13 protein-coding genes are annotated in these 13,960 nt (G+C 67.2%); 6 read left to right on the top strand and 7 right to left on the bottom strand.

Features of this window, described 5'->3' with window-relative positions:
• The first annotated feature begins 125 nt into the window (after positions 1-125).
• A complete protein-coding gene (locus NF876_RS38830; protein WP_262270649.1) occupies positions 126-2,333 on the top strand; it encodes a malate synthase G in 2,208 nt (735 codons plus the stop codon).
• A gap of 37 nt (positions 2,334-2,370) precedes the next feature.
• On the opposite strand, the gene NF876_RS38835 is transcribed toward NF876_RS38830, so the two are convergent.
• Together NF876_RS38835 and pxpB are read right to left on the bottom strand one after the other, a co-directional pair.
• Positions 2,371-3,405, bottom strand: coding sequence for a 5-oxoprolinase subunit C family protein (locus tag NF876_RS38835; RefSeq protein WP_262270650.1), 1,035 nt, complete (start codon positions 3,403-3,405; stop codon positions 2,371-2,373).
• Positions 3,402-4,163, bottom strand: a complete 762-nt coding sequence (pxpB, locus tag NF876_RS38840) for a 5-oxoprolinase subunit PxpB (protein ID WP_262270690.1) — start codon at positions 4,161-4,163, stop codon at positions 3,402-3,404. Before pxpB ends, NF876_RS38835 begins: the two co-directional genes overlap by 4 nt.
• Before the next feature lie 343 nt (positions 4,164-4,506).
• Here pxpB and NF876_RS38845 point away from each other — a divergent pair, with 343 nt between their 5' ends.
• Entirely contained in the window at positions 4,507-5,292 is a 786-nt protein-coding gene (locus NF876_RS38845) for a 3-hydroxybutyrate dehydrogenase (RefSeq protein ID WP_262270651.1), read from the top strand.
• Between the two features lie 212 nt (positions 5,293-5,504).
• On the opposite strand, the gene pip is transcribed toward NF876_RS38845, so the two are convergent.
• Complete coding sequence (pip, locus tag NF876_RS38850) at positions 5,505-6,449, bottom strand: prolyl aminopeptidase (protein ID WP_262270652.1); 945 nt, start codon at positions 6,447-6,449, stop codon at positions 5,505-5,507.
• Positions 6,450-6,620: 171 nt separating this feature from the next.
• On the opposite strand from pip, the gene NF876_RS38855 reads away from it, so the two are divergent.
• The 4 genes from NF876_RS38855 (at position 6,621) to NF876_RS38870 (ending at position 10,671) form a co-directional block, all read left to right on the top strand.
• Positions 6,621-7,694 carry an extracellular solute-binding protein gene (locus tag NF876_RS38855; protein WP_262270653.1) on the top strand — a complete coding sequence of 358 codons (1,074 nt, stop codon included), beginning with the start codon at positions 6,621-6,623 and terminating at the stop codon, positions 7,692-7,694.
• A 169-nt stretch (positions 7,695-7,863) separates the two neighbouring features.
• Positions 7,864-8,961, top strand: coding sequence for an ABC transporter ATP-binding protein (locus tag NF876_RS38860; RefSeq protein ID WP_262270654.1), 1,098 nt, complete (start codon positions 7,864-7,866; stop codon positions 8,959-8,961).
• Entirely contained in the window at positions 8,958-9,827 is an 870-nt protein-coding gene (locus NF876_RS38865) for an ABC transporter permease (RefSeq protein ID WP_262270655.1), read from the top strand. Before NF876_RS38860 ends, NF876_RS38865 begins: the two co-directional genes overlap by 4 nt.
• Before the next feature lie 4 nt (positions 9,828-9,831).
• Positions 9,832-10,671, top strand: a complete 840-nt coding sequence (locus NF876_RS38870) for an ABC transporter permease (protein ID WP_262270656.1) — start codon at positions 9,832-9,834, stop codon at positions 10,669-10,671.
• 144 nt (positions 10,672-10,815) lie between these two features.
• On the opposite strand, the gene NF876_RS38875 is transcribed toward NF876_RS38870, so the two are convergent.
• The 4 genes from NF876_RS38875 to NF876_RS38890 form a co-directional block, all read right to left on the bottom strand.
• Entirely contained in the window at positions 10,816-11,883 is a 1,068-nt protein-coding gene (locus NF876_RS38875; protein ID WP_262270657.1) for a dipeptidase, read from the bottom strand.
• A 35-nt stretch (positions 11,884-11,918) separates the two neighbouring features.
• On the bottom strand, positions 11,919-12,698 hold the full coding sequence (locus NF876_RS38880) for an ABC transporter ATP-binding protein (RefSeq protein ID WP_262270658.1): 780 nt from the start codon (positions 12,696-12,698) through the stop codon (positions 11,919-11,921).
• 15 nt (positions 12,699-12,713) lie between these two features.
• Complete coding sequence (locus NF876_RS38885; protein ID WP_262270659.1) at positions 12,714-13,550, bottom strand: ABC transporter ATP-binding protein; 837 nt, start codon at positions 13,548-13,550, stop codon at positions 12,714-12,716.
• Positions 13,547-13,960, bottom strand: a 414-nt coding sequence (locus tag NF876_RS38890; RefSeq protein WP_262273205.1) for an ABC transporter permease, incomplete at its 5' end; no start/stop codon positions are given. The genes NF876_RS38890 and NF876_RS38885, both read right to left, overlap by 4 nt.

Raw genomic sequence — 13,960 nt, forward strand, 5'->3', positions numbered from 1 at the left:
ATCTAAAGCATAGGAATCGGGGCCGATTCTTCGCCCTTTTTCTCATGGATGTGGCGGCGATCTTCATTTTTAGTCGCAGTGCCTTAAGCTAAGGCAATGTCCTTTTGCCACCGAAAGCGGGAACGATGACGCGCGTCCAGACGAACGGCCTCCAGGTTGCATCGGTTCTTCACGATTTCATCGAGCGGGAGGCGATTGCCGGCACGGGCCTGTCGAGCGCCGTCTTCTGGGGCGGCCTGGCCGGGCTCGTCCGGGACTTCGCGCCCCGCGACCGCGAGCTGCTCGCAATCCGGGACAGGATCCAGGGACAGATCGACGAATATCACCGGGACCGGGCCGGCAAGGCCTTCGACCAGGCGGATTACGAGCGCTTCCTGCGCGACATCGGCTACCTGCTGCCCGAGCCCGAGGATTTCACCGTCCAGACCCAGCACGTGGACGACGAGATCGCCCGGATCGCCGGGCCGCAACTGGTGGTGCCGGTCTCCAACGCCCGCTATGCGCTCAACGCCGCCAATGCCCGCTGGGGCAGCCTCTATGACGCGCTCTACGGCACCGACGCCATCCCGGAGGAGGACGGAGCGACCCGGTCCGGCGGCTACAACAAGGCCCGCGGCGCCAAGGTGGTCGAGCGCGCCCGCGAGGTGCTGGACCGGGCCGCACCGCTCGCCGCCGGCAGCCACCGGGATGCGGTCTCCTATGCCGACCAGGGCGGGGCCCTCGTCGTCACCCTGCAGGACGGCACCGAGACCGGCCTGATCGATCCGACCCAGTTCATCGGCTACCAGGGCGAGGCCGCCAGCCCGACCTCCGTGCTCCTGCGCCACAACAACCTGCACCTGGACATCCGCATCGACCGCTCGCATCCGATCGGCGCCGAGGACCCGGCCGGCATCGCCGACGTGGTGATGGAATCGGCCGTCTCCACCATCATGGACCTGGAGGACTCGGTCGCCGCGGTGGACGCCGAGGACAAGGTGCAGGTCTATCGCACCTGGCTCGGGCTGATGAAGGGCGACCTCGTGGAGAGCTTCGAGAAGGGGGGCAGGACCGTCGAGCGCCGTCTCAATCCGGACCGGGTCTACAGGATGCCCAACAGCGGCGAACTGCGCCTGCACGGGCGCAGCCTCATGCTGGTGCGCAATGTCGGCCACCACATGTTCACCGATGCGGTGCTCGACGAGGAAGGCCGCGAGATCCCCGAGACCATCCTCGACGCGGCCGTCACGTCGCTGATCGCCATCCACGACCTCAAGGGCTCCGGGCCGATCCGCAACAGCCGCGCGGGCTCGGTCTATATCGTGAAGCCCAAGATGCACGGGCCCGACGAGGTGGCCTTCGCGAACGACCTCTTCGGCGCCGTCGAGGACATGCTGAATCTCTCCCGCAACACGCTGAAAATGGGCATCATGGACGAGGAGCGGCGCACCACCGTCAACCTCAAGGCCTGCATCAAGGCGGCGGCCGAGCGCATCGTGTTCATCAACACGGGCTTCCTCGATCGCACCGGCGACGAGATCCATACCTCGATGGAAGCCGGCCCGATGGTCCGCAAGAACGACATGAAGGCGACCGCCTGGATCAAGGCCTACGAGGACAACAACGTCGATGTGGGCCTCCTCTGCGGCCTGCCCGGCAAGGCGCAGATCGGCAAGGGCATGTGGGCGGCGCCCGACAAGATGGCCGACATGCTGGCGCAGAAGATCGGTCATCCGCAGGCCGGCGCCAACACCGCCTGGGTGCCGTCGCCCACGGCCGCGACGCTCCATGCGCTGCATTACCACGAGATCGACGTTCCCGTGCGCCAGGAGGAGCTGAGGGAGCGTCCGCGCGCGAAGCTCACCGACATCCTGACCATTCCGGTCTCGCAATCGAACTGGGCGCCCGACGCGGTGCAGCAGGAGCTCGACAACAACTGCCAGGGCATTCTCGGATACGTGGTGCGCTGGATCGACCAAGGCGTCGGCTGCTCCAAGGTGCCGGACATCCACGATGTCGGCCTGATGGAGGACCGCGCCACCCTGCGCATCTCGAGCCAGCACATCGCCAACTGGCTGCGTCACAGCATCGTGTCGAAGGACCAGGTGATGGAGACCCTGCGCCGCATGGCTGCCGTGGTGGACCGGCAGAACGGGGGCGATCCGCTCTACCGTCCGATGACGCCGAAATTCGAGGGTCCGGCCTGGAACGCGGCCTGCGACCTGATCTTCAAGGGCGCCGAGCAGCCCAACGGCTATACCGAATGGATCCTGCACGCCCGTCGTCGCGAGGCGAAGGCCGGTGGAGCACCCGACCGCAGCGAGGAAAGCGGCGTCAAGACAAAAGCCAAATAAGAGGAACCGGGCGTCGCGGGTGCGGCGCCCCGTTCGTTCAATCGTCCCGGTCGGCCGGGCCAAGCGCGAGCGCGTTGACCGTGCCGCCGATCAGGTTGCGGCTCAACAGGTGCTCGGTCGTGAGCGCGAAGCGCACAGGCGTCAGGCTCGCCGGCAGGGCCGCGATCCAGTCCTTGAGCCGGCGTGCGGCCGCGACGGCCTCGTCCCGCTCGACCGCCTTGAAGCGCAGGCTCATGCCCGGGCGCAGCTGCGCGAAACGGGCGAGATCGGCGCTGATCACCGTGGCGATCTTCGGGTAGCCCCCGGCCGTCTGCCGGTCGCGCATCAGCACGATGGGCTGGCCGCTGCCCGGCACCTGGATATGGCCGTCCACGATCCCGTCCGACACGATGTTGAATCCCCGGGCATGCGCGAGGCGCGGCCCGGTGAGCTGGAAGCCCATGCGGTCGGCCTGCGGGCTGACGGTGAATTCACTTTCCAGGAGCAACGAAATGGTTTCCGGCGTGAAGTAATCGTCCTGCGGGCCGAGCATGACCCGGATCGGCCCCGCCTCCTCGAGGGGGTCGAGACCGAGCTGCATGGGCTCGCGGTCCTGCGCTTCGGGGCGGCAGGGAAGGCGGTCGCCGGCCTTCAGCGGAGCGCCTTTCAGCCCGCCGAGCCGCGAGCGGAGATGGAACGAGAGGCTTCCGAGTTCAGGCTCGACGGCGATTCCTCCGGCGATGGCGAGATACGCGAAGGTGCCGGTGCGCGGATGCCCCACCTCGAGGCTCTGCCCCTCCTTGAGCACGACGGAAGTCTGCGGGGCGACGGGCGTCCCGTCGATGCTCAGCGAGCATCCGGCGCCCGCGAGCGCCACGTGCAGGTCCCCGCCCTCGCAGGTGAACGCGCCGCCGAGGTTCATGAACTCGATGGCCGCCATGTCGGGCGGGTTGCCGACGAGGGCGTTCGCCATGGCCAGGGCGCGCCGGTCCATGGCTCCGGACGGAGAGACGCCGAAGCCCTGATAGCCGATGCGTCCGCGATCCTGCAGGGACGTCATGGGGCCGCAGGACGTGATGACGAGATCGCTCATGGGCTCACCTCCTCGGCGACCGGTTCTCCGGCCCGGACGGCCTTCTCGAGAGCCTCCCAGCGCGAGGCGTCGACGGGCTCGAACACGATCTCGTCGCCGGCCGCGAACAGGAAGACCGGATCGCGCCCGGGCGCATAGGGCCGGACGGGCGTCAGGCCGAGATTGTGCCAGCCGCTCGGCATGTCCATGGGGGCGATCCCCGCCTGCTCGCCGCCGATCATGATCGTGCCGGCCGGGATCTTGGCCCGGGGATGGAGCCGCCGCGACGTGGCGATCCGCTTGTCGAGGCCGCCGAGATAGGTGAAGCCCGGCAGGAAGCCGATCATGTAGATCCGGTAGACGGCCGAGGAATGGATCTCGATCACCTGGTTGGGAGTCAGGCCGTGCAGGCTCGCCACCTCGTCGAGATCGACGCCGTACTCGCCGCCGTAGACCACCGGCACGCGCCAGCGCCGTCCGACCGCCCTGCGCGGGGCCAGATCCTTCGTCGCCTCGCCCAGGAGCCCGGTGAGGGCGTCATAATCCATCGTCGCGGGATCGAACTGGATCGTGAGGGAGCGGTAGGTCGGCACCGTCTCGATCAGGCCGGCCGGAGCCTGCGCCCGCACGATGGCGTCCAGCGCCAGAACCATCCCGTTGATGTCCGGGTCGATCGTCTCTCCGAACTCGACGGTCACGGCGCTGTCGCCGCAGGGGAGTATTTTCGGTGTCGGCACAAGGCACCTGTTGACAATCCGGGACGGCCAGACAACCCGCATCTCATATTGCAGCCGATCCGGCAACGGGGCGGCGATCCCCGGCGCCATGCGCCGGAAGCAGACGAGGGCCTTGCCCGGGGATCATCCCGGCATGCTTCTTTTTGCTAAAGCATTGGACGTGAAAAGTGGACTTGCACTTTTGGGATCCATCCGATGCTTTCTTCTTGAATGAGAGCATCGGTCAGAACGGAAAACCGGGGCCACTTTTCACTGGCGTGGCCCTTCGGGTCGCTGACGCGGCCCTCTGGGTCCGTCCGATGCTCTAGGCTCACCCTCACGGCGCCCTCCGTGGTATGCCACCCTTGCAATGATGCCTGGAGCCCAGGCTTTGATGGAGGAGATCATGACTTTGACATCCAGGACGGCCGTCGTGACCGGCTCGACCAGCGGCATCGGCCTCGCCATCGCCCGGGCCTTCGCCAAGGAAGGCGCCAACGTGGTTATCAACGGCTTCGGCGACGCGGAGGCCATCGAGAAGGAGCGCGCCGGCATCGAGCGCGAGTTCGGCGTCAAGGCGATCCATTCGCCGGCCGACATGTCGAAGCCGCACGAGATCGAGGAGATGATCCGGCTTGCCGAGCGGACCTTCGGGGGCGTCGACATCCTGGTCAACAATGCGGGCATCCAGTTCGTCTCGCCGGTGGAGAACTTCCCGGTCGAGAAATGGGACCAGATCATCGCGATCAACCTCTCGTCCGCCTTCCATGCCATCCGGGCCGCCGTGCCCGGCATGAAGGCGCGCCGATGGGGCCGCATCATCAACACGGCCTCGGCCCATTCCCTGGTCGCCTCGCCGTTCAAGTCGGCCTATGTGGCGGCCAAGCACGGCATCGCGGGCCTCACCAAGACGGTGGCCCTGGAGGTGGCCACCGACGGCATCACGGTCAACTGCATCAGCCCCGGCTATGTCTGGACGCCGCTGGTCGAGAAGCAGATTCCCGACACCATGAAGGCGCGCAACCTGACCAAGGAGCAGGTGATCAACGACGTGCTTCTGGAGGCCCAGCCCACCAAGCAGTTCGTCACCGTCGATCAGGTGGCGGCGCTCGCCGTCTTCCTGTGCTCGGACGCGGCGAGCCAGATCTCGGGCGCCAACCTGTCCATGGATGGCGGCTGGACGGCGAAGTAAGGGCAGCAATGCCCTTCCGGGTCTCGCTTCGCTCCGCCCGACCCGTCCCGTCATCACCGGGCTTGTCCCGGTGATCCCGCTGGCTTGAGATGCCGCGCTCTTCCGATCGAGATGGCCGGCACGAGGCCGGCCATGACGGGAGAGGGTGCGCGAATGGCCCCGACGGGCCAGGCCATGACGGGAAGGCCGCATCCCCTCGGACGGTGTCCGCCCTAAGCTCGCGCGAACGCGTCGGTCGCTTCGATGAGATGATGCGTGATGCCCGGCTCGCTCACCGCGTGGCCGGCATCCGGCACCATGATGAACCGGGCTTCCGGCCAGGCCTTGTGCAGCTCCCAGGCGGTCTTTGGCGGCGTGGCGATGTCGTAGCGGCCCTGGACGATCACGCCGGGAATGTCTTTCAGGCGGTGGGCGTTGCGGATGAGCTGCCCGTCCTCGAACCAGCCCTCATGGACGAAGTAGTGGTTCTCGATCCGGGCGAACGCGACCGCGTAATGCTCGTCGCCGAACTGGTCGCTGTACTCCTGGTTGTGCAGGAGCGTGATCGTCTCGCCCTCCCACAGGCTCCAGGCCCGGGCGGCCTTCGCCCGGACGGCGGGGTCGGGATCGACCAGGCGCCTGCGGTAGGCGGCCATCAGGTCGCCGCGCTCCTCTTCCGGGATCGGCGCCAGGAAGCCCTCCCACTTGTCCGGGAAGATCCAGGAGGCGCCCTCCTGGTAGTACCAGAGCAGCTCCGGGCGACGCAGGGTGAAGATCCCGCGCAGCACCAGCTCGGTCACGCGGTCCGGATGGGTCTCCGCATAGGCGAGCGCCAGGGTCGAGCCCCAGGAGCCGCCGAACACCATCCACTTGTCCACACCGATCATGGCGCGCAGGCGCTCGATATCGGCCACGAGATGCCAGGTGGTGTTGGCCTCCAGGCTCGCATAGGGGGTCGAGCGGCCGCAGCCGCGCTGGTCGAAGAGCAGGATCCGGTATTTCTCCGGGTCGAACAGCCGGCGCTGAGTCGGCGTGCAGCCGCCGCCCGGCCCGCCGTGCAGGAAAACCACGGGTTTCCCTTTCGGATTTCCGCACAATTCCCAATAGACCCGGTGGCCGTCGCCGACATCGAGCATGCCGTGATCGTAGGGTTCTATTTCGGGGTAGAAGGTGCGCATCGCGAGAGCTCCATCAAGGGAAGCCTCACCCATAGCCGGGCGAGGGGAGGCTGTCAGCCGTCGAAGGGTTTGTGAGCCGGCTTCGAACCCCCTAGCGCGTCGTTCAACTGTCATATAGTTTTGCAACTGGGGAACAAGGGTAAAAATGCCCAACCACATTGGAGGACGAGGATGTTGACGAAACGCGCCAGCCTGAAGCTGGCTACGGCACTGGCCGCTCTCATGGTCGTCGGTTCGGCTCAGGCCGCCGAGAAGCTGCGGCTCCTGACCTGGGCCGATTACGTCCCGAAGGACGTGATGGATCAGTTCACCAAGGAAACCGGCATTGAGGTCGAGGTCACGCTCTCGAACAACGAGGAGATGATCTCGAAGCTGCGCGCCACGCAGGGCGCCGGGTTCGATCTCGTCCAGCCGAGCCAGGACCGCATCGCCGGCCCGCAGGCGGAGTTCGGCATCTACAAGCCGCTCGACCTGTCCAAGCTCAAGTCGGACCAATTCATCGCATCCATGCTGGAAGCGACCAAGAAGAACACCACCGTCGAGGGCAAGGTCTACGGCGTTCCCCACATCTGGGGCACGGATGGTCTCATCGTGAACACCAAGGCCGCCCCGAAGGTCGCCGATTACAACGATCTCTGCGATCAGGCGCTTGCCGGCAAGACCAGCTTCCGCGCCAAGCGCCCGGCGCTCATCGCCTTCGCGTTCGCCAACGGCATGGACCCCTTCGCGTCCTACAACGACCCGAAGGCCTACACGGCCATGATGGAGAAGGTCGGCGCCAAGCTCGCCGAGTGCAAGAAGAGCGTGAAGTTCTTCTGGGACGGCAAGGACCAGCTCCTCAACGCCCTGCGGTCCGGCGAAGTGGTGGCCGCCATGGCCTGGGACACGGGCGGCTGGAAGCTCAACTCCGAGAACCCCGACATCAAGTTCATCGCGCCCAAGTCCGGCGCCCTGGGCTGGGTCGACACCTTCGCGATCCCGGCCAAGGGCCGCAACGACGACGCGGCCTACAAGTGGATCAACTTCAACATGAAGCCCGAGGTGGCCGCGAAGGTCGCCGCATCGGCGGGCAACTTCACGGCGTCCAACGGGGCCGACAAGCTCATGCAGGGTAAGCTGAAGGACCAGTTCGCCGAGAGCTTCCCCAAGGCCGCCATCGACAACATCAAGTGGTATCCGGCGGTGCCGGCCGGCATCGAGGAGATCGAGGGCAAGATCCTCGACCGCCTGAAGGCCGGTTCGTAAAAGCCCATCCCGGAGTATCGTCATCCCCCGGCGAGCACCGGATCCAAATGTGGCAGCCACTTTTGGATCCGGTGCTTGTTTCCAAAGCGCGTCGTTCGAGGCGGAGAACCGGTTTCACGCTTCCGCCCGATGCGCTTGACCGGGGGATGACCTTTTGCGCGGCAGCGTCATGGCAGATTCAACCCATCCAGCGAACGACCTCGACATCGTCGGCGTCACCAAGCGCTTCGGCGGCCATGCGGCCGTCGACGACGTGACGTTCGGCGTCGCTCCCGGGGAGTTCTTCTCGATCCTCGGGCCGTCGGGCTGCGGCAAGACCACCCTGATGCGCATGATCGCCGGGTTCGAGCATCCGACCTCCGGCGACATCCGCATCCGCGGGCAGTCGATGATCGGCGTTCCGGCCAACCGGCGCCCGGTCAACATGGTGTTCCAGAGCCTGGCGCTCTTTCCCATGATGAGCGTGGGCGAGAACGTGGCCTACGGGCTCGTCTGCCGGGGCATGCCGCGCGAGGACGCGCAGGCGCGCGCCGAGCGCATGCTGGAGCGCGTCGGCCTCAAGGGATTCGGCGGGCGCCGCGTGACGGCCCTGTCGGGCGGCCAGCGGCAGCGCGTCGCCATCGCCCGCTGCCTCGTGCTGGAGCCGACGCTCGTGCTCCTCGACGAACCGCTCGGGGCGCTCGATCTCAAGCTGCGCGAGCACATGAAGATCGAGCTGAAGCAGCTGCAGAGCACCTTCAACACCACCTTCGTGTACATCACGCACGACCAGTCCGAAGCGCTCGTCATGTCCGACCGCATCGCGGTGATGAACCAGGGACAATTCGAGCAGGTGGGAAGCCCGCGCGAGCTCTATCACAGCCCGGCCACGCCCTTCGTGGCGAGCTTCGTGGGCGAGACGAACCGCCTCCAGGGCGAGATCGTGTCGTCGTCGGACGGAACCGTCGCCCTCCAGCTGCCCTCGGGCACGGTGACGCGAGGCACGGGCCGCGCCCCGCAGAAGGCCGCGGTCGCCTTCGTGCGGCCCGAATCCATCGCCCTGGCGCCGAGCCAGCCGGCCTTGCGCGATCTCCCGAACCGCTTCGAGGGCCGCGTCTCGGCGGTTCTCTTCGACGGCGCCAATTCGAGCCTTCTCATCGACACCCTGGGCTTCGACCAGCCGGTGCGGGCCGTGCTGCCGCAGGCGGGGCCGCTCGCGGGCATCGAGGTCGGGGCGCCGATCCATGTGGGCTGGGCGGCGGACGCCATGAAGGTCTTTTCCGCATGATGACCAGGCAAGCCTCGCGCCTCACGCTCTTCCTGCTGCTCGCGCCCGCGATCCTGTGGCTCGGGCTCCTCATCGTGCTGCCGCACGTGGAGATCCTCGTCCTGTCCTTCAGCGAGCGGGTGGCCCCGCGGGTCTATGCCTTCGGGCTCGGAAACTATCTCGAGTTCTTCACCGAGCCGCTCTACTGGCGCACCTTCGCGCGCACCGCCTTCATGTCGATCCTGGTCACGGCCCTGACCCTGGTGCTCGCCTTCCCGATCGCGCTCTACATCGCCCGGGTGGCGCAGGGACGCGTCAAGGCGATGCTGCTGCTGCTCTGCCTCCTGCCGTTCTGGGTGTCGGAGCTGGTGCGCACCCTCGGCTGGATGATGCTTTTGCGCGAGACCGGCGTCGTCTCCTACGCGCTGCGGGCCGTCGGCCTCGCCGACCAGCCGGTGGAGCTGCTCTACAACGACGGCGCCGTGATCCTCGGCCTCGTCTATGGCGGGCTGCTGTTCATGATCGTGCCGCTCGCCAACGCGCTGGAAAGCCTGGAGCCCGCCGTCGTGGAAGCAGGCTTCGATCTCGGCGGCAGCCGCTGGACGGTGCTGCGCCGGATCGTCATTCCCCACGCGATGCCTGGCATCGTGGCGGGCTCGATCATCGTGTTCATGCTCACCGTGGGCAACTTCGCCACCTCGGTGCTGCTCGGGGGCAAGAACGGCCTGTGGTTCACCGAGCAGATCTATGCGCAGTTCATCACGCGCTTCAACTGGCCCCAGGGCGCGGCTTTCGGCATGCTGCTCCTGCTGCTCTCGTCCGCCATCGTGTGGCTGGGCCTGCGCCTCACCGGCCAGAGCCTGGGCTCCACCCTGAAGCAGGCGTGATCCCATGAACCGACCGTCCCTCGCCTGGAAGCTCTACATCGCGGCGTTCTACCTCTTCCTGTTCGCGCCGCTGCTGGTCGTGGCGATCTTCGCCTTCAACGCGAGCCCGTTCCCGTCGCCGCCCTGGCGTGGTTTCACCCTCGAATGGTTCACCGGCTCCGGGGCGGTCTTCGGCAAGCCGGGCGTGCTGGCCGATCCGATCTGGCTGGACAGCATCGGCAACAGCTTCAAGGTCGCGATCCCGGTGGCGCTCCTCGCCGTGGCCCTCGGCACGGTCAATGCCTGGGTGCTGGAGCGGGCCGAGTTCCGCGGCAAGACCCTGCTCGCCATGATGATGCTCTGGCCGCTGGTGATCCCGGGCGTGGTGCTCGGCATCTCGATCCTCGCCTTCTTCTCGCGCGTGGCGAACGGGCTCGAGGATTTCTTCCAGACCGATCTCGATCTCCTCCGCCCCGGGCTCCCGCTCGTGATCCTGGGGCAGCTCTCGTTCATCCTCACGATCGCGACGCTCATCATCGCGGCGCGCCTGCGCAAGTTCGACCGGTCGCTTGAGGAAGCCGCCTTAGATCTCGGGGCGAGCCGCGCCAGGGTGCTGCGCACGATCACGCTGCCGTTCCTGAGCCCCGCGCTCATCGGCGCCGGGCTCGTGGCGCTGCTGATGTCGTTCGAGAACTTCAACACCACCCTGATGCTCGTCGGCTCCGAGCCGCCGCTGCCGATCACCATGTACGGCCAGATGCGCGAGGGCGCGACGCCGGCGATCAACGCGGTGAGCCTCATGCTGATGCTCGGCGTCGGCGGCATCGCGAGCCTCTTCGCGCTCACGTCGAAGGCGGAGCGGTAATTTTTCTTCGCCGTCATCACCGGCCTTGTGCCGGTGATCCCGATCAAAAGAGCGCCGAACTCAAAGCAATCGGGATGGCCGGCACAAGGTCCGGCCATGACGGAGACGGATGATCCCAGGGGCGAGCCGACGATCCCGGGGCGCTCACCGGCCCCAGGTGCGCTCCAGGACGTTGACCCAGTTCTCGTAGCAGAGCTTGCGCAGGGTCGCATCGTCGTAGCCGTGGCGGCGCATGGCGTCGACGAGGCGGGGCAGGCCGCGCACGTCGCCGATCTCGGCCGGGATCGTCGCCCCGTCGAAGTCGGAGCCCAGGCCGACGCCGTCGACCCCCACATGCTCGATCAGGTGGTCCATGTGGCGGATCATCTCCTCGAGCGGCGTGTCGTCGTTGCGCTGACCATCGGGGCGGATGAACGAGGTGGCGAAGTTCACCCCCACCATGCCGCGGCTCTCGCGGATGGCCGCGAGCTGCTTGTCGGTGAGGTTGCGCGAGTGCTGGCAGATCTCCCACGCGTTGGAATGGGTGGCGACGAGCGGCGCGTCCGAGAGCCGGGCCACGTCCCAGAATCCCTTCTCGTTCAGGTGCGAGAGGTCGATCATGATCTTGAGCCGGTTGCACGCGCGCACCAGGGCGAGCCCGCGATCCGTGAGGCCCGGTCCCGTGTCCGGCGTCGAGGGGTAGCTGAACGGAACCCCATGGCCGAAGATGTTGGGGCGGCTCCAGACCGGCCCGATGGAGCGCAGGCCGCTCTCGTGGAGCACGTCGAGCAGGTGCAGGTCCGGGTCGATGCCCTCCGCGCCCTCGATGTGCAGGACCGCCGCGAGCCTGCCGGCGTCGAGGCACTGGCGGATATCGGCCGCGCTGCGGCAGATCTTCATCTCGCCCTTCGAGGCGCGCTCGATCCGGATCAGCAGCGAGGCCATGTGCACGGTGACCTGCTGGCTCGCCGCCAGGGACAGCTGCGGCGGCAGGGGCACGTCGTAGCGCGACTGGGTCATCAGCGCGTCCACGTCGACGCCGACGCTGTCGGACGGCACGTAGACGGCGAAGAACCCGCCGACGAAGCCGCCTTCCTTCATGCGCGGCCAGTCGAGGTGCCCGATATTGTCGCCTTCGAGAAAGGCCTGTTCCGGCTGGATCTTGCCGCGCATCAGGCGGAGGAGGACATCGTTGTGGCCGTCGAAGACCGGCATCAGGGGGGAGCGGGACATGGGTTCGTGCCGAGCGGTTGGGGTGAATGTCAGGATCAGCCGGCCAGGGAGCGGACCGGCTCTTTCGCGTCTCTCGTGAAGCCCTGGCTCGCCTGGATCAGGGACTGGGTATACGCGTTCGAGGCCACTCCCGAGCGCAGGGCCTCGGAGGTGGTCTCCTCGACGGCCTCGCCGTGGCGCATGACCAGGAGACGTTCGCACAGATGGGCCACGACCGCGAGGTCGTGGCTCACCAGGATATAGGTCAGCCCCATCTTGCGGCGCAGATCGTCGAGCAGGTTCAGGATCTCCGCCTGCACGGAGGCGTCGAGCGCCGAGGTCGGCTCGTCGAGGAGCAGAACCTTCGGGCGCAGGATCAGCGCGCGCGCGATGGCGATGCGCTGGCGCTGCCCGCCGGAGAGCTGGTGCGGATAGCGGAACCGGAACGAGGGGCCCAGGCCCACCTCGCGCAGGGCCTGGAGGATGCGGGCCTCCTGGTCCTTCTCGCCGTGGATGGCGAGCGGTTCGGACAAGGTGCGGTCGACCGTGTGGCGCGGGTGAAGCGACGCATAGGGGTCCTGGAACACCATCTGGACCGTGCGGTAGAAGTCCTTGCCGCGCGGCGTGGTGACGGCCCGACCCTCGACCAGGACGCGCCCGGCGGTGATCGGCGCCAGGCCGCAGATGGCGCGCAGGACCGTCGACTTGCCCGAGCCGGACTCGCCCACGAGCCCGTAGGCGGCGCCGGGCTCCACATGGAAGCTCACGTCCTTGACCGCGTCGACCCTCAGGCGGCCCGTGCCGAAGACGACTTGAAGATTCTGAATATCGAGCATCGGATCTGTCACCGGTCACTGCGCCCAGGCGGGATCGCGGTTCAGGGTGGGAAGCGGACGGACGTCGTCCTTCAGGGTCGGCAGGCAGCGCATCAGCCCCTGCGTATAGGGGTGCTGCGCCTCGCGCAGGTTCTTCGCCTCGAGCTCCTCGACCACGCGGCCGGCATACATCACCAGCACCCGGTCGCAGAAGGAGGAGACGAGCTTGAGATCGTGCGAGATGAAGATCAGCCCCATGCCGCGCTCCGTGACGAGCTCGTCCAGGATGCGCAGCACCTCCATGGACACGGTCACGTCGAGGGCCGAGGTCGGCTCGTCGGCGATGAGCAGGTCGGGGTCGGTCACCAGCATCATGGCGATCATGGCGCGCTGGCCCATGCCGCCCGACACCTCGTGCGGGTAGAGCGAGAAGACGCGGGCCGGATCTCGCATCTTCACCGCCTCCAGCATGGCGAGCGCCCTGTCGCGCGCTTCCCCGCGACCGGCCTTGGCGTGGGCCCGATAGGCCTCGATGATCTGCTCGCCGATGGTCATGACCGGGTTCAGCGAATATTTCGGGTCCTGCATCACCATGCTGATGCGCCCGCCGCGCAGGGTGCGCAAGGTCCGCTTCGAGGCGGTGAGCAGGTCGATGCCGTCAAAGGCGAGGCGCTTGGCCGTGACCTCGCCCGGAGGCGGGGTGAGGCCCAGGATGGCGCGCCCGGTCTGCGACTTGCCGGACCCTGACTCGCCCACGATGCCGAGGCGCTCGCGGCCGAGCTGGAAGGACACGCCGCGCACCGCCTTCACGGTGCCGGTGCGCAGGTGGAAGCGGACGCGCAGATCGTCGACGTCGAGAAGCGGCTTGGTCATTTGGCGGCCTTCGGATCGAGAACGTCACGCAGGCCGTCGCCGAGCAGGTTGAAGCCGAGGCTCACCACGAAGATGGCCAGGCCCGGCATGGCGGCGACCCACCATTGGTCGATGAGGTAGTTGCGCCCGGTGGCGACCATCGCGCCCCATTCTGGCATCGGCGGCTGCGCTCCGAGGCCGAGGAAGCCGAGGCCCGCCGCCGTCAGGATGATGCCCGCCATGTCGAGCGTCACGCGCACGATGAGCGAGGAGAGGCAGAGCGGCACCACGTGACCCAGGATGATGCGCGGCGTCGCGGCGCCCTGCAGCTTCACGGCTGCGATGAAGTCGCTGTTGCGGATCATCAGGGTCTCGGCACGCGCGATGCGGGCATAAGGAGGCCAGGAGGTGATCGCGATGGCGATGATGGC

It is taken from the genome of Microvirga yunnanensis (assembly GCF_025460875.1).